Source organism: Streptomyces griseocarneus, from assembly GCF_014655595.1.
GTDB lineage: Bacteria > Actinomycetota > Actinomycetes > Streptomycetales > Streptomycetaceae > Streptomyces > Streptomyces griseocarneus.
On sequence record NZ_BNBL01000013.1, the window covers coordinates 110,584 to 131,146 of the forward strand.

The window sequence follows — 20,563 nt, forward strand, 5'->3', positions numbered from 1 at the left end:
TACGTACCGGTGCCCCCCTTGCCTTGCGGCGAGGGGGGCACCGGTGTGTGCGGGTGGGGGTCAGCCGGTGTTGCGGAGGCCTGCGGCGACGCCGTTGACGGTCAGCAGGAGGGCCCGGGCGAGGAGCGGGTCGGGGCTCTCGCCCTGTTCGGCGGCGCGGCGCTGCCGGTCGAGGAGGGTGACCTGCAGGTAGGAGATGGGGTCGAGGTAGGCGTCGCGGATGTGGAAGGTCTGGCGCAGTACGGGGCTGGCGGCGAGGAGCTCGTCCTCGCCGGTGATGCGCAGGACTTCGCGGACGGTCAGTTCGTGTTCGGCCTTGATCACGTCGAAGACGTGCTTGAGCTCGTCGGGCACGAGGGTGTCGACGTAGTGCTGTGCGACGCGCAGGTCGGTCTTGGCGAGGGTCATCTCGACGTTGGACAGGAAGTTCTGGAAGAAGTGCCAGTGGTCGTGCATTTCGTCCAGGACGGTGTCCAGGCCGGCTTCGCGGGCGGCCTTGAGGCCGGAGCCGACGCCGAACCAGCCGGGGACGATCTGCCGGGACTGGGTCCAGCCGAAGACCCAGGGGATGGCGCGGAGCCCGTCGAGGCCGGCGCCGGAGTCGGGGCGGCGGGAGGGGCGGGAGCCGAGGTGGAGTTCGGCGAGCTGGTCGACGGGGGTGGAGGCGAAGAAGTAGGCGGGGAGGTCGGGGTCCTCGACCAGGCGCCGGTAGGCGTGGTGGGCGGCGTCGGAGACGGTGTCCATGGCCGCGTCCCAGCGGGCGAGGGCCTCGTCGGACTGGCGGGGGGCGGTGTGCAGGGCGGAGGCCTGCAGGGTGGCGGCGACGGTCAGCTCGAGGTTCTCGCGGGCGAGGGCCGGCAGGAGGTACTTGTCGGAGATGACCTCGCCCTGTTCGGTGACCTTGATCTCGCCCTCGAGGGTGCCCCAGGGCTGGGCGAGGATGGCGTCGTGGGTGGGGCCGCCGCCGCGGCCGACGGTGCCGCCGCGGCCGTGGAAGAGGCGCAGGCGTACGCCGTAGCGGTGGGCGACGTCGCGGAGCCGGCGCTGGGCGCGGTGGATCTCCCACTGGGAGGTGGTGATGCCGCCGAACTTGGAGGAGTCGGAGTAGCCGAGCATGACCTCCTGGACGTCGCCGCGGAGGGCGACCAGGCGCCGGTAGGAGGGGTCGGCGAGCATCTCGTCGAGGATGCGGTCGGCTTCCTTGAGCTCGTCGGTGGTCTCCAGCAGCGGCACGATGCCGATCTTCGCCCAGCCGGCGTGGAGGTCGATCAGTCCGGCTTCGCGGGCGAGGACGGCGGCGGCGAAGACGTCGTCGGCGCCCTGGCACATGGAGATGATGTAGGACTCGATGACTTCGGGGCCGAAGGTCTGCAGGGCCTGGTGCACGGTGTGGAAGACGCCGAGGGTCTTGGCGCCGGCCGCGTCGAGGGGGGCCGGGCTGGGGGCGAGGGGGCGGCGTGAGCGCAGTTCCTTGGCCAGCAGCTTGCGGCGGTAGTCGCGGGGCATGTCGGCGTAGCGCCAGGATTCCTCGCCGAGGCGGTCGAAGAGCTGGCCGAGGGCGTGGTGGTGGGCGTCGGCGTGTTCGCGGACGTCCATGGTGGCCAGGTGGAGGCCGAAGGCGGCGAGGGTGCGGATGCCGCGTTCGAGGCGTCCGTCGGCAATGAGCCGGCCGCGGTGGGCGCGCAGGGAGTCCTGGATGAGCTGGAGGTCGGCGAGGAGTTCGCCGGTGCCGAGGTAGTCGCGGCCTTCCTGGTGGGGGGTGTTGCGGGCGAGGCGTTCGCGGGTGTTGACGAGCTTCTGCCGGATGCAGGTGGCCTTGAGCCGGTAGGGCTCCTCGGCGTTCAGGCGCTTGTAGCGGGGGCTGATCTCGGGGAGGAGTTCGAGGTCGCGCTGCAGGGAGGTGAGGAGCTCTTCGGTGGCGCCGCTGTTGCGGATGGAGTTGGAGAGGGCGCCGCGCAGGTCGTCGACGAGTTCGACGGCGTCGGTGATGCCGTGCTCGTGCTGCAGTATCAGCACGTCCCAGGTGACGTCGGGGGTGACGTTGGGGTTGCCGTCGCGGTCGCCGCCGATCCAGGTGCCGAAGGTGAGGGGGCGGGTGGTGGGGGGCAGGGCGACGCCGGCGCGGTCGAGCTCGGCGGCGAGGTCCTCCAGGACGTCGCCGACGGCGTTGGCGTGGAGCTCGTCGAGGTAGTAGATCGCGTTGCGGGCCTCGTCGGTGGGCTCGGGGCGGGCCACGCGCAGCTCGTCGGTCTGCCAGAGGAGGTCGATGTTCTCGGCGAGGCGCAGGTCGGTGCGGCGCTTGTCGCCGGTGCCGGCGACGGTGGTGTCGAGGAGCTCGGCGATGCGGCGGAGCTTGTTGAGGACGCTGCGCCGGGCGGCCTCGGTGGGGTGTGCGGTGAAGACGGGGCGTACGCCGAGGTGCTCGGCGGTGGCCTGGAGGTGTTCGGGGTCGGCTTCCTTGAGCTGGTCGGCGGTGCGGGCGAGGATCGAGCCCTCGGCTTCGCGGCGGGCGCGCAGCTCGCGGCCGCGGTGCACCTGCTCGGTGACGTTGGCCAGGTGGAAGTAGGTGGAGAAGGCCCGTACGAGCTTGGCGGCGGTCTCGGGGTCGGTGGCGCTCAGGAGCTCGGCGGCGGCTTCGCCGTCGGTGCGGGTCAGGGCGCGGACGCGCTCGACGAGGTCGAGGAGCTCGTCACCCTCCTGGCGGACCAGGGTTTCGCCCAGGAGGTCCCCGAGGCGGCGGATGTCGGCGCGCAGGGCGGCGTTGGTGTTGTCGGCACTGCTCACAGGTGCGGCTCCTTGCGGTGTTTCCGAGCACGTCTGGAGGGGTGGCGGACCGCGCTGTCCGACGCCCCCAGCATAGGTCGCCGCACGACGCGCGGTTGTCCACGGCCTCTTGCCCCGGGGCCGAGCCCTGCCATACTTACGAAGCCGTAGGTTACGGAACCGTAGCCAGAGACCGTGACCAAGCCCCGACCCCCTGAGGGAACCCATGACTGCAAGCCCCGACGTGATCGAGAACGCGCCGCAGGCCCCGGAGAGTCCACTGCCGTCCGCCACGCTCGGAGGTGAGCGTCGCCGGTCGGTCGAGCAGATCACGCTGCTGGCGTTCATCGTCGTCCCGTTCGTGGCGCTGCTCGCCGCGGTCCCGCTGGCCTGGGGCTGGGGGGTGAGCTGGCTGGATCTGGGGCTGATGGTGGCGATGTACTACATCGGCTGCCACGGCATCACGATCGGCTTCCACCGTTACTTCACCCATGGCTCCTTCAAGGCGAAGCGGCCGCTGCGGATCGCGCTGGCGGTCATGGGCTCGCTGGCGGTCGAGGGGCCGGTGGTGCGCTGGGTGGCCGATCACCGCAAGCACCACAAGTTCTCGGACGCCGAGGGCGACCCGCACTCCCCCTGGCGCTACGGCGAGACCGTGCCGGCGCTGATGAAGGGGCTGTGGTGGGCGCACGTCGGCTGGATGTTCGACGAGGAGCAGACGCCGCAGCAGAAGTACGCCCCGGATCTGATCAAGGATCCGGTCGTTCGGGCGATCTCGCGGCAGTTCGTGCTGTGGACGACGCTGTCGCTGCTGATCCCGCCGCTGGTGGGCGGGCTGGCGACGTGGTCGTGGCAGGGGGCGCTGACGGCGTTCTTCTGGGGTTCGCTGGTCCGGGTGGCGCTGCTGCACCACGTGACGTGGTCGATCAATTCCATCTGCCACGCGGTGGGCAAGCGCCCGTTCAAGTCGCGGGACCGTTCGGGCAACGTCTGGTGGCTGGCCGTGCTCTCGTGCGGTGAGTCCTGGCACAACCTGCACCACGCCGACCCCACGTCGGCGCGGCACGGCGTGCTGAAGGGGCAGCTGGATTCCAGCGCCCGTATCATCCGCTGGTTCGAGAAGGCGGGCTGGGCGTACGACGTGCGCTGGCCGGACGCGGGCCGGATCGAGTCGAAGCGGAATTCCCAGGGGAAGGAAGATGCCGTTCACGCGGCATGATTGACAGCGTGGCGATCGACAGCAATACCACCAGTGACAAGGACCTGCCCGCGGCTCCGGCGCCCCGGCGTGCCCGGCCCCGCCGGGTGCGGATGACGGGCGCGGAGCGCCGGGAGCAACTGCTGGACATCGGTCGCACGCTCTTCGCCGAGCGGGGGTTCGAGGGGACGTCGGTGGAGGAGATCGCGGCGAAGGCCGGGGTCTCCAAGCCGGTGGTCTACGAGCATTTCGGCGGCAAGGAGGGGCTGTACGCAGTGGTCGTGGACCGCGAGATGCGGCAGCTGCTCGACATGGTGACGGGGGCGCTGACCGCGGGCCATCCGCGGGAGCTGCTGGAGCAGGCGGCGTTCGCTCTGCTGGACTACATCGAGAAGTCCACGGACGGCTTCCGCATCCTGGTCCGGGATTCGCCGGTGGCGCAGTCGACGGGCACGTTCGCGTCGCTGATCAGCGACATCGCCACCCAGGTCGAGGACATTCTGGGCCTGGAGTTCAAGGCGCGCGGCTTCGACCCGAAGCTGGCCCCGCTGTACGCGCAGGCGCTGGTGGGCATGGTGGCCCTGACGGGCCAGTGGTGGCTGGACGTCCGCAAGCCGCGCAAGGCGGAGGTGGCGGCGCACCTGGTGAACCTGGCCTGGCACGGCCTCGACGGCCTGGAGGCCAAGCCGCGGCTGGTGGGGCACCGCAAGAGCTGACGGGGGCGGTACGCGGGGCGGGGCGCTTGCGGGCGCCCCGCCCCGCGTCGTGACGCCTGGGATCACGGGCCTGATGGTGTGCTGAGATGCCCGCCACTCGTTCGAATGAGTGATCCGATCATTGTCTTGACATCAAGAGACTTCATGTCGACAGACCAACTACACTGATCCCATGGAGGACGAGGTCGATCGGCTGGTCGCGGCGTGGCGCCGAGAGCGCCCCGACCTCGACGTGGAACCACTCGAAGTGCTCAGCCGGGTCAGCAGGCTCGCCCGCCACCTCGACCGGGCCCGGCGGCTGGCGTTCGCCGAGCACGAGCTCGAGCCGTGGGAGTTCGACGTGCTCACCGCGCTGCGCCGGGCCGGCGACCCGTACCAGCTCTCGCCGGGACAGCTGCTGACCCAGACGCTGGTCACCTCCGGCACGATGACCAACCGCATCGACCGGCTCGCCAAGAAGGGCCTGGTCCAGCGCGAGCCGGACCCCAGCGACCGGCGCGGCGTGCTCGTCCGGCTGACCGCCGAGGGCCGGGACCGCGCCGACCAGGCGCTCGCCGGGCTGCTCGCCCAGGAGCGGGCGATCCTCGCCGAGCTGTCCTCCGCACAGCGGGCCGATCTGGCCGGTCTGCTACGCCAGTTGACCGCCCCGTTCGACAACGTCCCCGGCTAGGTCCACCGGCCCCACCCCGGCCCGCCGCGCCAGCGCGACGGCGGCCAGCGTGGAGTGCACCCCGAGCTTGCCCAGCACGTTCTGCATGTGCGTGCGCACCGTGTGCGGGGAGAGGTAGAGGCGCTCGGCGACGGCCTTGCGGCCCAGGCCCGCCACCATGCAGCGCAGCACCTCGCGCTCGCGCGGGGTGAGCGACTCCACCAGCCGTTCGCTCTCGGTGCGGTGCTTGCGCGCGGCCGTCAGCTCCCGCAGGACGCCCGTGAGCAGGGCGGGCGGCAGATGCGTCTCGTCCCGCAGCACGCCCCGTATCACCGCGAGCAGCCGCGAGAGCGAGCAGTCCTTGGCGACCCAGCCCCCGGCCCCCGCCTGCAGCGCTCCCGCCGCGCGCCGGGGGTCGTCGCGCTCGGCCAGCACGACCGTGCGCACGCCCGGGTGGCCCGAGCGCACCCTCGCCACCAGCGAGATGCCGTCCACCACACCCTCGGCCTGACCGCCCGGGCCGTCCACCGCGCCCGGCGCCCTCAGCTGCCCCGGCACCTGTGCGACGTCCGGTGCCACGGTGCCGAGGTCGGCGTCGATCAGCAGGACGTCGAAGCGCCGCCCTTCGCCCGCCGCGCGCTCCAGCGCGCGCAGGGCCGCCGGCCCGCTGCCGGCCGCCGAGACGTCCACGTCCTGCTCGGCCGCGAGGGCGGCGGCGAGCGACTCGGCGAAGATGCGGTGGTCGTCGACCACCAGTACCCGAATACGTGCCACAACCACCCCCATATCCCGGAAGACGAGGGCAGTGCGGGTACGGCGCCCGACCCGGAGCCGCCGCCAACGCGCGCACGGCCGCCGCCGTGCCCTGACAACCACCCCGCCCCGGGCGTCGTACCTGCCTGTCTCGCCCCCTGATCAGCGTCGGCCCCCACCGACGCTGTGCATCAGGGTACGGCCGGGGTCCGGCGACGGAAGGCGATTGGCAAAACTGCCTGACCCCGCTGTTTATCGTGAGCTTTATGTTCAGTATTGGGGCGGTGAACGACTCGGAACGACGGCATGCCGAACATCAGCCCACCCGCCGGGCGCCCTCCCCCGGTGCGACCGCGAAGATCCGCGGCGGCCGGTGGCCGGCGGCCGCGAAGGCGCCGGCGACGGCCCGCTGAACCTCCCCGGCGCCCGCCTCCTCGGTCAGCACCAGCGCCGAGCCCCCGAAGCCCGCCCCGGTCATCCGGGCCCCCAGGGCGCCCGCCTCCCCGGCCGCCGCGACCACCAGGTCCAGCTCCGGGCACGAGACGCCGAAGTCGTCGCGCAGCGAGGCGTGCCCGGCGGTCAGCAGCGGCCCGGCCGCCCGCGGGTCACCCGCCTCCAGCAGCGCCGCCACCGCACCGACGCGGTGGTTCTCGGTGACGACGTGCCGTACGAGCGGCCGCAGGCCCGCATCGCCGCGCAGCGCGTCGAGGGCGGCGGGCAGGTGTGCGTACGGCACGTCGCGCAGGGCGCGTACGCGTAAGCGCCGCGCGGCCGCCTCGCAGCCCGCGCGCCGCCGCGCGTATTCGCCGTCGCCGAGCGCGTGGGCGACCCGGGTGTCGGCCACCAGCAGCCGCAGGCCGTGGGCCGCCGGGTCGAAGGGGATCTGGCGCCGCGACAGGTCGCGGGTGTCGAGGTGCAGCGCGTGGCCCGCGACGCAGCACGCGGAGGCCGTCTGGTCCATGGCGCCGCAGGGGACGCCCACGAAGGCGTTCTCCGCGCGGCGCGCCAGCCGCGCGAGCCCGGGCAGGTCCGTGAACGGCCCGTACAGCCCGTCCAGCGCGAGGGCCGTGGCGACCTCCAGCGCCGCCGAGGACGACAGCCCGGCCCCGGCCGGCACCTCGCTCTCCACGTGCAGGTCCGCGCCGCCGGCCGCGTGCCCGGCCTCGCGCAGCGCCCACAGGACGCCGGCCGGGTAGGCGGCCCAGCCGCGCACCGCGCCGGGTGCGAGCCGGTCCGCGCGCAGCTCGACGACGCCGCCTCCGGCCGCCGCCGAGTGCAGCCGCAGCAGCCCGTCCCGGCGCCGGCGGGCGGCCACCCAGGTCAGGTGCGGCAGCGCGAGGGGCAGCACGAAGCCTTCGCTGATGTCCGTGTACTCGCCGATGAGGTTGACCCGGCCGGGCGCGGCCCACACGCCCTCGCAGGGGGCGCCGTGGACGGCCCGGAAGGCCTCGGCGGCCCGCCGGGCGCTCACCGGCCTCCCCGGGTCCGCCGGGCGAACTCCCAGGCGTCCGCGACGATCCCGGCCAGCTCCCGGCGCTCGGGCCGCCAGCCGAGGAGCTTGTGCGCCCGTTCGGCGGAGGCGACCAGCACGGCCGGGTCGCCGGCCCGGCGCGGGGCGGGCGTCTCGGGGACGGGGTGGCCGGTGACCGCGCGGGCGGTCTCGATCACCTCGCGGACGGAGAAGCCGCTGCCGTTGCCGAGGTTGCAGATCAGGTGCTCGCCGGGGCGGGCGGCGCCGAGGGCGAGCAGGTGGGCCTCGGCGAGGTCGGCGACGTGGATGTAGTCGCGCACGCAGGTGCCGTCCGGGGTGGGGTAGTCGTCGCCGTGGACCGAGACCGCCTCCCGCTCGCCGAGGGCGACCTGCAGGACGATCGGGATGAGGTGCGACTCGGGGTCGTGCCGCTCGCCGTGCCGGCCGTGCGCCCCCGCGACGTTGAAGTAGCGCAGCGACACGGCGGCCAGGCCGTGGGCCGCGCACTCGCCGCCGATCATGTGGTCGACCGCGAGCTTGGTGGCGCCGTAGGGGTTGGTGGGGCGGGTGGGGGCGTCCTCGGTGAGGGGGACGGTGTCCGGCTCGCCGTAGGTGGCGGCCGTGGAGGAGAAGACGAGGGTCCGCACGCCCGCCTCCCGCATGGCGTCGAGCAGCTCGAGCGTGCCGCCGACGTTGTTGCGCCAGTACTCCTCGGGCCGGGCCACCGACTCCCCCACCTGCGAGAACGCGGCGAAGTGCAGGACGGCGTCGTACGAGCCGTCCAGATGGCGCGCGGCGTCCTGGACGCGCCCCTCGATGAAGCGCGCGCCCTCGGGCACGGCGGTGCGGTGGCCCGTGGAGAGGTCGTCGAGCACGGTCACGGCGTGACCGGCCCGCAGCAGACGCGCCGCCACGACGCTGCCGACATAGCCCGCGCCACCGGTGACCAGGCAGTTCTTGCCGTTCATTCGCTCGCTACCTCTCGCAGTCGGCGCGCCGCGGCCTCGGGCGGCACATCGTTGATGAACACGTTCATGCCGGATTCCGAACCGGCGAGGAACTTCAGCTTTCCGGGAGCGCGGCGAATGGTGAAAAGCTCGAGGTGAAGGGCGAATTCACTCCTGTGGGGGTGGTGGAAGGGCGCCTGGTGCCAGGCGGCGACGTACGGCGTGGGCGGCTCGCCGGGGCCGAAGAGCCGGTCGAAGCGCCGCAGGAGTTCCAGGTGGATCCTGGGGAACTCGGTGCGTGCCGCGTCGTCGAGGGCGAGCAGGTCGGGCACCCGGCGGCGCGGGTGGAGGTGGACCTCGTAGGGCCAGCGGGCGGCGTGGGGCACGAAGGCCGTCCAGTGCTCGCCGGCGAGGACGACGCGGCGGCCGTCGGCGAGTTCGGCGGCCACGGTGTCGTCGAAGAGGTTCCGCCCGCCGGTGCGGGCGTGGTGGGCGGCGACGGAGTCGAGGACGTGTCCGGTGCGCGGGGTGACGAAGGGGTAGGCGTAGATCTGGCCGTGCGGGTGGCCGAGGGTCACGCCGATCTCGGGGCCGCGGTTCTCGAAGCAGAAGACCTGTTCGACGCCGTCCAGCGCGCCCAGTTCGGCGGTGCGGTCGGTCCAGGCCGCCAGGACGAGCGCGGCGCGGTCCTCGTCGAGGTCCGCGAAGGAGGCGTGGTGGTCGTCGGTGAAGCAGACCACCTCGCAGCGGCCCGTGCCGCCGGCCAGCGAGGGGAAACGATTCTCGAAGACGGCGACCTCGTAGTCGGCGGCCGGGATCTCGGTGGGCCGCCCGGGCCGGGAGGGGCACAGCGGGCACTGGTCGGCCGGCGGGTGGTACGTACGGGACTGGCGGTGGGAGGCGATGACGACGTCGTCGCCGAGCAGCGGGTCGCGGCGGATCTCGGTCAGGGAGCGCGGCGGCCGCAGCGGCCGGGGGTCGGCGGCGTCGCGCACGGCGTCGTCGCGGGAGTCGTAGTAGATCAGCTCGCGGCCGTCCGCGAGCCGGGTCGCCGTCTTCTTCACGCCGCCTCCTCACACACCACCACACAGAAGCGAACACAAAGAAGCACGACCGGACAGCCCGGTCAACGGTGCGCGTCGGCTACGGCGCCCCCGGGACGCCCCGCGGCGGAGCCTGCGGCGGGATCCGGCCGCCGCCGCTCGTGGCCCGGTCCAGCAGCCCCGTACGGGCGGCCAGGGCCGCCGCCTCCAGGCGGGAGCCCACCCCGAGCTTCATCAGGACGCGCTGGACGTGCGTACGGGCCGTGCTGGGCGCTATCCCCATGCCCGCGGCGATCAGGCGGGTGTCCTCGCCCTCGGCGACCCGCACCAGCACCTCGACCTCACGCGGGGTCAGCAGCTGCAGCAGCCGGGCGCCCTCGTCGTCGGGCTGGGCGGCGGGGTTGAGCAGCTCGGCGAAGGAGCCCTGCAGCAGCTGGGGGTCGACGGCGGCCTCGCCCGCCCGGGCCTTCATCATGGCGCGCTCGACGCCCTCGATGCGTTCGTTGTGCCGTACGTAGCCGGAGGCGCCGGCGGCGAAGGCGGCCGCGATGCCCAGCGGGCTCGGCACCGGCCCGAGCACGACGACCGCGACCTGCGGCCGCTCGCGCTTGATGCGCACCACCGGGTCGAAGGCGCCCGGCTCGGCCGGGGCCGCGGTGCCCAGCAGGCACACCTCGGGGGCCCGGCTGATGACCAGATCGGCCGCCCCGGCGCTGGGCGCGGCTGCGGCCAGCACGCGGTGGCCGCGCAACTTCAGTGCCGAGGCGAGGGCCTCGGCCAGCAGACGATGGTCGTCGACCACCATGAGCCGCACGCCCATGCGTTTCCCCCCTGTCGCCCGCTGCCGCCCTCTGCCCGCCCGCCCAGGTCTCCCGGCACCCTCTTGCCCCCGGAAGCTACACGCTTGTTCGACGTTCCGCGCCCCTTACCGGTGAGAAGTCCCCCGGAATGCCGAAATCCCTGCCAATCACGTGTACTTCGCGACTGAAACGGATCGTTCAGGCATGTACGCGCGATGGACAGGGATGCGGCTCGAGGCGTTCCTCAAACGATCAGTATCAGCTTCCGCCGAAGATCATGGTGAGGTACTCCTTGCCCAGGCTGTACGAGCTGGGCTTGTTGGCGTAGCTGCCGCCGAGGTAGAGCCGGCCCTGGGACCACAGGCCCTGGTGGATGCCGGGCGAGAGCCGCCCCTCGGTCTCGGCCGAGGAGTCCGGATTCCGCAGCAGCACATCGGTCTTGAACGACTTGGGGTCGATCCGGACCACGCTGCCGCCCTTGCGGTAGGTCGGCTCCTGGTAACCGATCGGGTAGCCGTCCTTGTCCACGCCGAGCGGCACCAGCGTGGAGCCGGGGGCGCCGTCGGCCTTGCCCTTGGACTGGCCGGTGGCCAGGTCGAAGCCGACGATCTCGTTGACGCGGCCGGGCTGCTGGGCGTTGCCGCTCTGGTGGTCCTCGGTGGGCAGGTAGAGCGTGTCCTTGGTGACGGCCAGCTTCTGGCAGCCCTCGACGTCGGTCGCGGGGCACTTCGGCGTGAACTTGCCGTTCTGCGTGGAGATCTTGCTGCGCAGCTTGCCTTCCTTGCCGCTGTTGTCGATCACCAGGAAGTCGGAGGCGGCGCTGCCGGTGGAGTCGCCCGCGTCGACCGCGATGATCAGCGGGTCGGTGGACGCCACGTGCACGTAGTTCAGGCCGGCCGGGACCTTGTACTCCGACTGGATCGCGCCCGACTGCGGGTTGAGGGTCTGCACCAGCATCTGGGGCTTGGAGTAGTCGCCGCAGCGGCGGACCGCGACGAGCTTGCCGCCGCCGCCGTAGCCGTCGTCACGGCAGTTGTCGCCGCTCTTGGGCTTCCACAGCTCCTTGCCGTCGGCCAGCGTCCAGGCGGCGCCGCCGCGGATGCCGCCCGCGGCCACCGTGCCGCCGCCGATGGTGACCTCGTCGAAGATGACGTCGTGGTCGCCGTCCTTGACGGTCTGCTGCCAGACCTTCTTGCCGGTGTTGATGTCGAGCACGACGACCTGGGTGCAGGGGCCGCCGTACTTGTGCTCGGAGCTGGGCTTGCCGTCCTTGACCAGCAGCGCGATCTTGCCGTCGGGCGAGGTCTGCTTGGAGCCCCAGCACAGCTCGCCGTCGAGCGGGTACTCCCACTTCTGGCCGCCGGACAGGCCATAGCCGTTGATCTTGTAGACGTCGGCCTTGGCGAAGGCCTTGTCGCTGACCCACATGCCCTTGACGGTGATCAGGTCGTCGACCTTGGGCGAATCGACGCTGAAGAGCAGCTTGCCGTCGACGGTCTTGGGCGCGGCGTTGCCGCCGCCCGCACCGCCCTGCTTGCCGGTGCCCTGGCTGTTGGAGCCGCCGTTCTTGGCCTCCTCGTCCTTGTCACCGCCCTTGGTGAGGAAGAAGAAGCCGGCGCCGGCGACCAGCACCAGCGCGACCACGGCGGCGATGATGATCATCATGCGCTGCCGGGCCTTGCCGTCGGGCGCGCCGCCCGGGGCGCCGCTGGGGAACTGGGCGGTGGGCGGGTACATCCCGAACTGCTGCTGCGCGTGCGGCGGGGCCGCGCCGAAGGCCTGGGTGGGCATGTCGGGCCGGCCCGGGACGCCGGGTCCGGGCTGCGCGGGGTATCCGTAACCGCCGGGAGGCGGCGGGGTCTGGGGTGCGCCGGGAGGCGGCGGCGGAGTCTGGGGTGCGCCCGGCGGGGGCGGCGGGGCCTGGGGGGCGCCCGGCGGCGGGGGCGGAGGGGCCTGCGGGTAGCCGTAACCGGGCTGCGTCGGAGGCTGCCCGGGCGGGGCGGGCGGAACCGACGGCGGGGCGCCGAAGCCGGGAGGCGGATCCTGTGGCGCGCCGAAGCCTCCGCCCGGCGGGACCGGCGGGCCCTGCGGTGGCTGTGGGGGCTGGGGCGGCTGTGACATCAGCTTCCTCTTTACGCGCGGGTCCAGGACATGAATCCCGCCAGTGTGCGGCAGGCGAGCGGATGTTCTTTGTACCACCCGTTGCTGACAGCCCAAGAGCCGATCTCAGACGTATCCACCACCTGAGACCGGCCCGTGACGAGACTGTTGCGCTGGACGATGCCGCGCGGCGCGCGGCACCCGTCAGGCGTCGTCGGCCAGTTCGAGCCAGCGCAGCTCGAGCTCGTCGCGCTCGCCCGCCAGTTCACGCAGCTCGGCGTCCAGCTTGGCGACCGCCTCGAAGTCCGTGGCCTGCTCGGCGATCCGGGCGTGGAGCTTCGCCTCCTGCTCGCTGATCCGGTCCAGCCGCCGCTCGATCTTCTGCAGTTCCTTCTTGGCCGCGCGGGCGTCGGCGGCCGGCTTGGCCTTCGCGGCCGCCGGAGCGGCGGCGGGGACGGCGGCGGCAGCGGCCTCCAGCACGCGCTGACGCCGCTCCAGGTACTCGTCCAGGCCGCGCGGCAGCATCCGCAGCGCCCGGTCGCCGAGCAGCGCGAACACCCGGTCCGTGGTGCGCTCGACGAAGTACCGGTCGTGGCTGATGACGATCATCGAGCCGGGCCAGCCGTCGAGGAGGTCCTCCAGCTGCGTCAGCGTCTCGATGTCGAGGTCGTTCGTCGGCTCGTCCAGGAACAGGACGTTGGGCTCGTCCATCAGCAGCCGCAGGATCTGCAGCCGGCGCCGCTCACCGCCGGACAGGTCGCCGACGGGCGTCCACTGCTTCTCCTTGGTGAAGCCGAACTTCTCGCACAGCTGCCCCGCCGTCATCTCCCGGCCCTTGCCGAGGTCCACGCGGTCGCGCACCTGCTGCACGGCCTCAAGAACCCGCTTGGCGGGGTCGAGTTCGGCGACCTCCTGCGAGAGGTAGGCCAGCTTCACGGTCTTGCCGACCACGACCTTGCCGCCCGCGGGCTGCTTCTCGCCCTCGGTGGCGGCCGCCTCGGCGAGCGTGCGCAGCAGCGAGGTCTTGCCGGCGCCGTTCACGCCGACGAGGCCGATGCGGTCGCCGGGGCCCAGCTGCCAGGTCAGGTGCTCGATGAGCGCCTTGGGGCCGGCCTGGACGGTGACGTTCTCCAGGTCGAAGACCGTCCGGCCCAGGCGCGAGCTGGCGAACTTCATCAGCTCGGCGCTGTCGCGCGGCGGCGGCACGTCGGCGATGAGCTCGTTGGCGGCCTCGATGCGGAAGCGCGGCTTGCTCGTACGGGCCGGGGCGCCGCGGCGCAGCCAGGCGAGCTCCTTGCGCATCAGGTTCTGCCGCTTGGCCTCCTCGGTGGCGGCGATCCGCTCCCGCTCGGCCCGGGCGAAGACGTAGTCGCTGTAGCCGCCCTCGTACTCGTGGACGGTGCCGCGCTGCACGTCCCACATGCGGGTGCAGACCTGGTCGAGGAACCACCGGTCGTGGGTGACGCACACCAGCGCCGAGCGGCGCTGCTGGAGGTGGCGGGCGAGCCAGGAGATGCCCTCGACGTCCAGGTGGTTGGTGGGCTCGTCGAGGACGATGAGGTCCTGGTCGGCGATCAGCAGCTGGGCCAGCGCGATGCGGCGGCGCTCGCCGCCGGAGAGCGGACCGATGACGGTGTCCAGGCCCTGCGGGAAGGACGGCAGGTCCAGCCCGCCGAACAGCCCGGTCAGGACGTCACGGATCTTGGCGTTGCCCGCCCACTCGTGGTCGGCCATGTCGCCGAGGACCTCGTGCCGCACGGTGGCGGCGGGGTCCAGGGAGTCATGCTGGGTGAGCACCCCGAGCCGCACGTGACCGGCGTGGGTGACGCGCCCCTTGTCGGCCTCCTCGAGCTTGGCGAGGATGCGGATGAGGGTGGTCTTGCCGTCGCCGTTGCGGCCGACCACACCGATCCGGTCGCCCTCGTTGACACCGAGGGAGATGCCGTCGAGAAGGGCACGGGTGCCGTACACCTTGTCGACGGCTTCCAGGTTGACCAGGTTGGCTGCCATGGGCGCTGCCGCTCCTTGATTCGTGGGACTTCTTCCAGGATCCCACGCGCCGGCGCGGCGCCCGGCCCGGGGCTTCGCCCCGGACCCCTGCCGGTGCGGGCCGGTGGTCGGTCGTGCCCACCCTCCCCCAGCTACCGCTGGGAGGTGCCCCCAGCCTTGCGGAACGATTGCCCACAACCAGTTAGGCCAGCACTGTCGCGCCCTGTACCGGGCCCCTCGTCACTCGGACCGTGCGGCAGGTTGCCGAGGTGCGGAGGGCTTCCGCGATCTTTTCGGCTTCGGACTCGTCGGCTGCCAGGAACGCCGTCGTCGGGCCCGAGCCGGAGACCATGGCGGCCAGGGCGCCGGCTTCCTCGCCCGCGGTGAGGGTGGCGGCGAGGGAGGGGCGCAGGGAGACGGCGGCCGGCTGCAGGTCGTTGCTCACGGCGTCCGCCAGGGCCTTCGCGTCGCCGGCGCGCAGGGCGGCCAGCAGGGCGGCCGACGCCTGGGGTTCGGGTACCTCGGTGGCGCCGCGCAGTCGGTCGCACTCCGCGTACACGGCGGGCGTGGAGAGCCCGCCGTCGGCGACGGCGAACACCCAGTGGAAGGTGCCGCCGGTCTCCAGCGGCGTCAGCAGCTCGCCGCGGCCGCGCCCGAGGGCGGCGCCGCCGACCAGGCTGAACGGCACGTCGCTGCCCAGTTCCGCGCAGATCTCGAGCAGTTCCTCGCGGGAGGCGCCGGTGCCCCACAGGGCGTCGCAGGCGAGCAGGGCGCCCGCGCCGTCGGCGCTGCCGCCGGCCATGCCGCCGGCCACCGGGATGTCCTTGGCGATGTGGATGTGGACGTTCGCCTCGCGGCCGTGCCGGGCGGCGAGGGCGAGGGCGGCGCGGGCGGCGAGGTTGCTCGCGTCCAGCGGCACCTGGGCGGCGTCCGGTCCCTCGCAGGTGACGCGCAGCTCGTCGGCCGGGCGCACGGTGACCTCGTCGTGGAGTCCCACCGCCAGGAAGACGTTGGCCAGGTCGTGGAAGCCGTCGGGGCGCAGGGGGCCGACGGCGAGCTGGACGTTGACCTTGGCCGGTACGCGGACCGTGACGGAGGCGGTCACTGGGTGGCGCCCTTCTTCTCGGCGATGGCGACGAATTCGTGCACGGTCAGCGCCTCGCCGCGGGCCTGCGGCGAGATGCCGGCGGCCACGAGGGCGGCCTCGGCGGCCGCGGCGGAGCCGGCCCAGCCGGCGAGGGCCGCGCGCAGCGTCTTGCGGCGCTGGGCGAAGGCGGCGTCGACGACGGCGAAGACCTCTTCGCGCGTGGCGGTGGTCTCGATCGGCTTGTCGCGGCGGATCAGGGAGACCAGGCCGGAGTCGACGTTCGGGGCGGGCCAGAAGACGTTGCGGCCGATCGCGCCGGCGCGCTTGACCTCGGCGTACCAGTTGGCCTTGACCGAGGGCACGCCGTAGACCTTGTTGCCGGGCCGGGCGGCGAGCCGGTCGGCGACCTCGGACTGGACCATGACCAGCGTGCGCTCGATGCTGGGGAAGCGCTCCAGCATGTGCAGCAGGACGGGCACGGCGACGTTGTAGGGCAGGTTGGCCACGAGCGCGGTGGGCGGCGGGCCGGGCAGCTCCTGGACGTGCATGGCGTCGCTGTGCACGAGCGCGAAGCGGTCGGCGCGGGCGGGCATGCGCGCGGCGATGGTCGAGGGCAGGGCGGCCGCGAGGACGTCGTCGATCTCGACGGCGACGACCCGGTCGGCGGCCTCCAGCAGGGCGAGGGTCAGCGACCCGAGCCCCGGCCCGACCTCCACGACGACGTCGTCGGGCCGTACCTCGGCGGTACGGACGATGCGCCGGACGGTGTTGGCGTCGATCACGAAGTTCTGGCCGCGCTGCTTGGTGGGGCGGACCCCGAGGGCTGCGGCGAGTTCGCGGATGTCGGCCGGGCCGAGGAGGGCGCCGGAATCGTCTGTGCTGGGGCTGGAGCTCACCCGTGAAGTTTACGGCCGCACACGGGCCACGGGCTCGCCCCCCGGCTGACGTACAGCTTCTTGGCCCGGAAGGTCTGCTCGCCGGCCGAGGCGTCCTGCGGGCGGCCGCTGCCGCCGAGGGAGTGCCAGGTGTGGACGTCGAACTGGTACAGCCCGCCGTAGGTGCCGGAGGGGTCGACGGCGTTGGGGCGGCCGCCGGCCTCGCACTGGGCGAGCCCGGACCAGTTCAGGCCGTCGGTGCCCTGGACGGAGACGGGGCGGGCCTTGGTGCCGACCTTGATGATCTGGGTGCGGGGCTGCCGGACGACCTCCGAGGAGATCTTCCGGGGCTTCTGCCGGACGCCGTTGACGGTGCGCAGGGCGTAGGTGACGCGCTCGACGCCCTTCTCGCCGTGCTGGGCGACGACCTCGGTGCCCTTGTAGAGCGAGGGGTCCTCGCGGCGCTCGGTGCTGTAGGCGATGGGCTCCTCGCGGACCTCCTCGCCGCCGGTGATGCGCATGACGGAGATCGTCTGGCCCTCGCGCGGGAAGCTGCCGGGGTCGACGGAGGTGGTGTCCTGGCCGTGCAGGGTGATGCCGGCCGTCTCGATGGCCTCGCGGACGGTGGCGGCGTTGGTGCGCACGGTGCGCTCGCGCCCGTCGGCGACGAAGGTGACGGTGCGCTCGGTGCGCACGTGCAGGTCCAGGCCGTGGCGTCCGATGGGGGCGGAGCGGGAGGCGGAGAGGTAGGCGCCCTCGGCGCGCACGCCGAGCTGGCGCAGGGCGCCGTCGACGGTGCGGGCGGTGGTCCACACCTCGCGGCGTTCGCCGTCGAGGGTGAGGGCGACGGGGCGGCCGTAGCGGACGATCACGCGGTCGCCGGAGGCCAGGTCGTGGTGCGGGCCGGGGGCGACGATGTCGTGCTCGCCGACCGTCATGCCCTCGTCGGCCAGCAGTTCCTCGACGTCGCCGGCGAAGGTGTGCAGGGTGCGGGGCTTGCCGTCGACGCTGAGCTGGACGGCCTTGTCGCTGGCGACGAAGGCGGAGGTGCCGCCGGCGAGGAAGGCCACCACCAGGGCCTGGGGCAGCAGCCGGCGCAGCGGCTCGGGCGCGCGCTCGCGCGGCTTGTCCCGGGTGCGTTCGCGGGCGCGGTCGCGGGTGCCGGTGCGCTTGCGGCGCTCGCCGGCGGCGGCCCGGCGGGCGGCGGCCCGGCCGCCGGTGGCGGGCACCTCGTCCTCGGGGTCGATGTCGGGCAGCGCGATGTCGACGGGGGCGTAGGGGGTGCGGGCCGGGTGCTCCTCGTAGGGGAGCACGGGCGGCGGGCCGTAGGAGGGGCCGTAGGGGTTCTCGGTGCCCGCGCGGCCGGGCGCGACGGCCTGCCGGGGCAGCCGGTGCTGTCCGAAGGGCTCGTAGGCCTCGTACGGCGCCGGGTACGCCTCGTGCGGCTCGTAGCGCGCCCCGTGCGGCTCGAAGGCCCCCTGTGGCTCGGGCGTGCCGTACGGGTCGTGCGGCGCGTACGGGTCGTACGGCTGCGTCTCCGTGGCGGCGCGGGGTGAGGCGTGGGGGCTGCCCTGTGCATGACTCACGACACTCCATGGGTCCGGCTAGGCCCGGGACTGTAGCGGAGCCGCCCTCACCCTCCAAAGTCGCATAGTCACACGGTGTCGCGAATTCAGGGGTCAGTACCCGAAGGCGCGTGCGGTATTCGCCGCGACTGCCGTGGCCAGGGCGTCTTCGTCGACGCGCTTCGTTTCGGCCATCGCCCGCAATGTGACCGGAATGAGGTAGGGCGCGTTGGGCCGTCCGCGATACGGCATCGGGGTGAGGAAGGGTGCGTCGGTCTCGACGAGCACCCTCTCGAGGGGGGCTACGGCGAGGGCCTCGCGCAGGTGCCGGGCGTTCTTGAAGGTGACGTTCCCGGCGAAGGACATGTAGTAGCCGCGCTCGGCGCAGACCTTGGCCATCTCGGCGTCGCCGGAGAAGCAGTGGAAGACCACGGTCTCGGGCGCGCCCTCCTCGGCCAGCACCCGCAGCACGTCGTCGTGGGCGTCGCGGTCGTGAATGACCAGGGCCTTGCCGTGCCGCTTGGCGATGTCGATGTGCCGGCGGAAGGAGTGCTCCTGGGCGGCCATGCCCTCGGGGCCGGTGCGGAAGTGATCGAGGCCGGTCTCGCCGACACCGCGGACCTGCGGGAGGGCGGCCAGCGCGTCGATCTCGGCGAGCGCGGCGTCCAGCGCGGCGTCGCCGCCCGGGGTGCGGGCGCCCTGGCGCGACCAGCCGTCGGGGTCGCCGAGGACGATGCGGGGGGCCTCGTTGGGGTGGAGGGCCACGGTCGCCCAGACGGCGTCGTGGGCGGCGGCCGTCTCGGCCGCCCAGCGCGATCCGGCGAGGTCGCAGCCGACCTGGATCACCGTGGTCACGCCCACGGAGGCCGCCTTGGCGAGCGCGTCCTCCACGGTGCCCGCCTGCATGTCGAGGTGGGTGTGGGAGTCGGCCACGGGCACGTTCAGCGGCTCCGGGAGCGGCGGGGGGACGTCCTTGTCGTCGTTCTTCTTCCGCTCGCCGCTGACCGGGCCGTTGTTCGATGCTGTTGCCGCCATGACCGCGATTCTAGGTACCGCGGACGGCCGGGCTCACTTGCGGTGGAAGGGCTTGAGCAGGTCCGACAGGTGCCAGTGGTGCCGGTCCCCGTGCGGTTCGTGCGATCCGCCGTTCTGCAGCGGGCCGGCGGTCGCCTGGGGGACGACCGTACGACCGGGCAGGTGCAGGGCATCGGCGATCTGGGACACCTGCCCGGATTTCATGATGCGCACCACGTGTTCGCCGCAGTTGGCGCACGTCGGGCGGGTCAGCGGGGACGGCACGCGCTCGCCGTCCGCGTAGTAGAGGACGAAGGGGTGGCCCTCCGCGTCGGTGTGGTGCTCTATCTCGTACGACTGCTCCCAGCCGTACCCACACCTCATGCAGGCGAAGGCGTACGACTCGTGCACCGTCTCGAGCGCGCCCGCACCCCGTGGGGTGAGGGTGCGCGTCACGGGGGCGGGCTGAACGCCGCTCGAGGCTCCTGCGGACTCGCTCATGGCAGCTCCTCTTGTCCGTTGGACAAGTCTCTCCGGGATCGGACGTCCCACAACCAGGGAACGCCCATCCCGTCGACGGCGCAGCAGCCCGACCCGCGAATTGGGACAAACTTGGCGACCACATGCCCTGAGGCGCCGGCTGCCATGCCTAAGCTTTGCTTTTCAGATTAGCCCTTTACTTTACGGTCGATCCTGCTGTGCGGCATTTTTTGCCGCTACGACCGCATCGAACACCTCGCGCTTGGGCAGGCCGGCTTCCGCCGCCACGGCCGCGATCGCCTCCTTGCGGCGCTCGCCCGCCTCCTCGCGCACCCGCACCCGGCGGACCAGCTCGGCGGGGTCCAGCTCGGCCGGGCCGCGCTCGGCGGCACCCTCGACGACGATCGTGATCTCGCCGCGCACGCCCTCGGCGGCCCACTCCGCCAGCTCCTTCAGCGGACCGCGCTTGACCTCCTCGTAGGTCTTGGTCAGCTCCCGGCACACCGCCGCCCGGCGCTCCGCGCCGAAGGCCTCGGCCATCGCGGCGAGGGTGTCGTCCAGCCGGTGCGGGGCCTCGAAGTAGACGAGCGTGCGCCGCTCGTCCGCCACCTCGCGGAGCCGGCCCAGCCGCTCGCCCGCCTTGCGCGGCAGGAAGCCCTCGAAGCAGAACCGGTCCACCGGCAGGCCCGAGACGGCCAGCGCCGTCAGCACCGCCGAGGGGCCGGGCACGGCCGTGACCTTCACGCCCCGCTCGACGGCGGCCGCGACCAGCCGGTAGCCGGGGTCGGAGACCGACGGCATCCCGGCGTCGGTGACCAGCAGCACCCGGGCGCCGCCGGTCAGTGCCTCGACCAGCTCGGGCGTGCGGGCGGACTCGTTGCCCTCGAAGTAGGAGACCACCCGGCCGGTGGTGTGCACCCCCAGGGCCTGGGTGAGCCGGCGCAGCCGGCGGGTGTCCTCGGCGGCGATCACCTCGGCGGCCGCGAGCTCGGCGGCCAGCCGCGGGGGCGCGTCGGCGACGTCGCCGATGGGGGTTCCTGCGAGTACGAGCGTTCCAGTCACGCCTCCATCCTCGCAGGGCCCCGGCCCGGGCACGGCGGCGCGCCGCCGCCG

The 20,563-nt window shown here is 73.1% G+C and carries 17 protein-coding genes; 3 read left to right on the forward strand and 14 right to left on the reverse strand.

Annotated elements, in window-relative coordinates:
• Positions 1-60: 60 nt before the first annotated feature.
• The gene (ppc, locus tag IE295_RS27760) at positions 61-2,784 is read right to left on the reverse strand and encodes a phosphoenolpyruvate carboxylase (protein WP_190066511.1); all 2,724 of its coding nucleotides are present in this window, start codon (positions 2,782-2,784) and stop codon (positions 61-63) included.
• A gap of 205 nt (positions 2,785-2,989) precedes the next feature.
• Here ppc and IE295_RS27765 point away from each other — a divergent pair, with 205 nt between their 5' ends.
• The 3 genes from IE295_RS27765 to IE295_RS27775 all read left to right on the forward strand — a co-directional run bounded on the left by IE295_RS27765 (position 2,990) and on the right by IE295_RS27775 (position 5,347).
• Positions 2,990-3,982 (forward strand): acyl-CoA desaturase, encoded by a 993-nt coding sequence (locus IE295_RS27765; protein WP_190066512.1) that lies wholly within the window; start codon positions 2,990-2,992, stop codon positions 3,980-3,982.
• Positions 3,979-4,677, forward strand: coding sequence for a TetR/AcrR family transcriptional regulator (locus tag IE295_RS27770; RefSeq protein ID WP_190066513.1), 699 nt, complete (start codon positions 3,979-3,981; stop codon positions 4,675-4,677). Before IE295_RS27765 ends, IE295_RS27770 begins: the two co-directional genes overlap by 4 nt.
• Before the next feature lie 172 nt (positions 4,678-4,849).
• Positions 4,850-5,347, forward strand: coding sequence for a MarR family winged helix-turn-helix transcriptional regulator (locus IE295_RS27775; RefSeq protein WP_190066514.1), 498 nt, complete (start codon positions 4,850-4,852; stop codon positions 5,345-5,347).
• Here the strand turns inward: IE295_RS27775 and IE295_RS27780 are convergent.
• The 13 genes from IE295_RS27780 to rsmI form a co-directional block, all read right to left on the reverse strand.
• Positions 5,306-6,100: a response regulator transcription factor gene (locus IE295_RS27780; protein WP_224323388.1), complete on the reverse strand. Its 795-nt coding sequence runs from the start codon at positions 6,098-6,100 to the stop codon at positions 5,306-5,308. The two genes, IE295_RS27775 and IE295_RS27780, sit on opposite strands and share 42 nt — an antisense overlap.
• Positions 6,101-6,395: 295 nt before the next feature.
• Positions 6,396-7,550 carry a galactokinase gene (gene galK, locus IE295_RS27785; RefSeq protein WP_224323389.1) on the reverse strand — a complete coding sequence of 385 codons (1,155 nt, stop codon included), beginning with the start codon at positions 7,548-7,550 and terminating at the stop codon, positions 6,396-6,398.
• The gene (gene galE / locus IE295_RS27790) at positions 7,547-8,518 is read right to left on the reverse strand and encodes a UDP-glucose 4-epimerase GalE (RefSeq protein WP_190066516.1); all 972 of its coding nucleotides are present in this window, start codon (positions 8,516-8,518) and stop codon (positions 7,547-7,549) included. Before galE ends, galK begins: the two co-directional genes overlap by 4 nt.
• Positions 8,515-9,561, reverse strand: a complete 1,047-nt coding sequence (galT, locus tag IE295_RS27795) for a galactose-1-phosphate uridylyltransferase (protein ID WP_190066517.1) — start codon at positions 9,559-9,561, stop codon at positions 8,515-8,517. The genes galE and galT overlap by 4 nt, the downstream gene beginning before the upstream one ends.
• 79 nt (positions 9,562-9,640) lie before the next feature.
• Positions 9,641-10,360, reverse strand: a complete 720-nt coding sequence (locus tag IE295_RS27800) for a response regulator transcription factor (RefSeq protein ID WP_190066518.1) — start codon at positions 10,358-10,360, stop codon at positions 9,641-9,643.
• 238 nt (positions 10,361-10,598) lie between these two features.
• Positions 10,599-12,131, reverse strand: a complete 1,533-nt coding sequence (locus tag IE295_RS27805) for an outer membrane protein assembly factor BamB family protein (protein ID WP_224323393.1) — start codon at positions 12,129-12,131, stop codon at positions 10,599-10,601.
• Positions 12,132-12,644: 513 nt separating this feature from the next.
• The gene (locus IE295_RS27810) at positions 12,645-14,450 is read right to left on the reverse strand and encodes an ABC-F family ATP-binding cassette domain-containing protein (RefSeq protein WP_190066520.1); all 1,806 of its coding nucleotides are present in this window, start codon (positions 14,448-14,450) and stop codon (positions 12,645-12,647) included.
• A 181-nt stretch (positions 14,451-14,631) separates the two neighbouring features.
• On the reverse strand, positions 14,632-15,534 hold the full coding sequence (locus IE295_RS27815; RefSeq protein ID WP_190066521.1) for a 4-(cytidine 5'-diphospho)-2-C-methyl-D-erythritol kinase: 903 nt from the start codon (positions 15,532-15,534) through the stop codon (positions 14,632-14,634).
• The gene (gene rsmA, locus IE295_RS27820; protein ID WP_190066522.1) at positions 15,531-16,412 is read right to left on the reverse strand and encodes a 16S rRNA (adenine(1518)-N(6)/adenine(1519)-N(6))-dimethyltransferase RsmA; all 882 of its coding nucleotides are present in this window, start codon (positions 16,410-16,412) and stop codon (positions 15,531-15,533) included. Before rsmA ends, IE295_RS27815 begins: the two co-directional genes overlap by 4 nt.
• Positions 16,409-17,977 (reverse strand): resuscitation-promoting factor, encoded by a 1,569-nt coding sequence (locus tag IE295_RS27825; protein ID WP_190066523.1) that lies wholly within the window; start codon positions 17,975-17,977, stop codon positions 16,409-16,411. The genes rsmA and IE295_RS27825 overlap by 4 nt, the downstream gene beginning before the upstream one ends.
• Positions 17,978-18,070: 93 nt before the next feature.
• Entirely contained in the window at positions 18,071-18,991 is a 921-nt protein-coding gene (locus tag IE295_RS27830) for a TatD family hydrolase (protein WP_190066524.1), read from the reverse strand.
• Positions 18,992-19,024: 33 nt separating this feature from the next.
• A complete protein-coding gene (locus tag IE295_RS27835) occupies positions 19,025-19,471 on the reverse strand; it encodes a hypothetical protein (RefSeq protein WP_190066525.1) in 447 nt (148 codons plus the stop codon).
• A 180-nt stretch (positions 19,472-19,651) separates the two neighbouring features.
• Positions 19,652-20,512 carry a 16S rRNA (cytidine(1402)-2'-O)-methyltransferase gene (gene rsmI / locus IE295_RS27840; RefSeq protein WP_190066526.1) on the reverse strand — a complete coding sequence of 287 codons (861 nt, stop codon included), beginning with the start codon at positions 20,510-20,512 and terminating at the stop codon, positions 19,652-19,654.
• Positions 20,513-20,563 lie beyond the last annotated feature (51 nt).

What these genes read in the sequence shown, in the direction of transcription:
- IE295_RS27835 (WP_190066525.1), bottom strand. Translation starts at nt 19,471, where the DNA reads ATGAGCGAGTCCGCAGGAGCCTCGAGCGGCGTTCAGCCCGCCCCCGTG.
- IE295_RS27810 (WP_190066520.1), bottom strand. Translation starts at nt 14,450, where the DNA reads ATGGCAGCCAACCTGGTCAACCTGGAAGCCGTCGACAAGGTGTACGGC.
- galE (WP_190066516.1), bottom strand. Translation starts at nt 8,518, where the DNA reads ATGAACGGCAAGAACTGCCTGGTCACCGGTGGCGCGGGCTATGTCGGC.
- IE295_RS27765 (WP_190066512.1), top strand. Translation starts at nt 2,990, where the DNA reads ATGACTGCAAGCCCCGACGTGATCGAGAACGCGCCGCAGGCCCCGGAG.
- IE295_RS27770 (WP_190066513.1), top strand. Translation starts at nt 3,979, where the DNA reads ATGATTGACAGCGTGGCGATCGACAGCAATACCACCAGTGACAAGGAC.
- IE295_RS27830 (WP_190066524.1), bottom strand. Translation starts at nt 18,991, where the DNA reads ATGGCGGCAACAGCATCGAACAACGGCCCGGTCAGCGGCGAGCGGAAG.
- IE295_RS27805 (WP_224323393.1), bottom strand. Translation starts at nt 12,131, where the DNA reads ATGCCCACCCAGGCCTTCGGCGCGGCCCCGCCGCACGCGCAGCAGCAG.
- IE295_RS27775 (WP_190066514.1), top strand. Translation starts at nt 4,850, where the DNA reads ATGGAGGACGAGGTCGATCGGCTGGTCGCGGCGTGGCGCCGAGAGCGC.
- IE295_RS27800 (WP_190066518.1), bottom strand. Translation starts at nt 10,360, where the DNA reads ATGGGCGTGCGGCTCATGGTGGTCGACGACCATCGTCTGCTGGCCGAG.